Below are 954 nucleotides of genomic sequence, written 5' to 3'. Positions count from 1 at the left end.
ACTGCTAGGATATGCATTAGGACCTGTGGAGAAGACCAATGGCGGTGTTGTTAAAGGCTTCGCCGTCACAGTACCCGTGTAGACGTATATTACGTCAGCTAACACTATTGACGTTGTAACTGCTAGAATTATTAGGCCTACTATTAGGGTTTTCTTTTTGCTCATTACAAGCACATTCAGCTATCCCTTTATAAAGTTATCGCTTATTTAGATTCATTAATTTCACATACTTTTTTTCCTTAAGGAAAATATATTAAAGCCTTAATGTTGTAGGTTGGTTAATAATTATTGCCTCAACGCCTTCTCATATATGATGTATTCCCCGCATGGTGCAGAAGTAGCCATTACTCCTCCTTAATGCCTCCCTAACTAACCCCCTCGCCTCCTCCCCATGCAGTACTTTAACTTCACTTGGGTTAGCTACACCAGCATGAAGCATTAACACCCCCTGGAAGCCTAAGGATTCAGCTAACCTGCGGCTTACATTATTCCACTCCACAACCATTAACATGGCGTACCTTGCACCTGACTTTAAAGCTTCATTAATTGCATGTTCAGTTAATGCCTTACCAATACCCCTCCTCCTAGCTGGCGGCTCCCCTTTGCTGCTGCATGTTATGCCTACTGTGTTTATTATTATGTTGTTCTTCATTTTGCTTATTGAGCCTATTATGGCATCGTAGCTTACTGGCTCACTGGGGTACTTAATAGTTAATCCGCTTGCACCCCATGATTCACTGCCTATAGGCCACATTGAGCCAACACCACTTGAACCCCAAATACCACTACACGTGAGTGTATCATTACTTATTGAGTAGTATAATGGCCAATTACCAACATTAGATGGTTCATCACCCATTTCAAACTCAAGGGCGAAGGCAGTATTATTACTGAAGAATAATGGTGAAGTATCATTAACCTCAAAAGCCAATGATGGGTAAAGCATTATTGATG

At 41.3% G+C, this 954-nt stretch carries 1 protein-coding gene; it reads right to left on the bottom strand.

Annotation, left to right across the window (positions count from 1 at the left end):
- Window positions 1-304: 304 nt before the first annotated feature.
- On the bottom strand, window positions 305-954 hold a 650-nt coding region (locus BP896_RS05700; protein WP_291766624.1), incomplete at its 5' end, for a GNAT family N-acetyltransferase.

Origin of the sequence: Caldivirga sp. UBA161, from assembly GCF_002506515.1 — an archaeon.
Classification (GTDB): domain Archaea; phylum Thermoproteota; class Thermoprotei; order Thermoproteales; family Thermocladiaceae; genus Caldivirga.
This window is presented reverse-complemented; position numbering and strand designations above follow the sequence as displayed.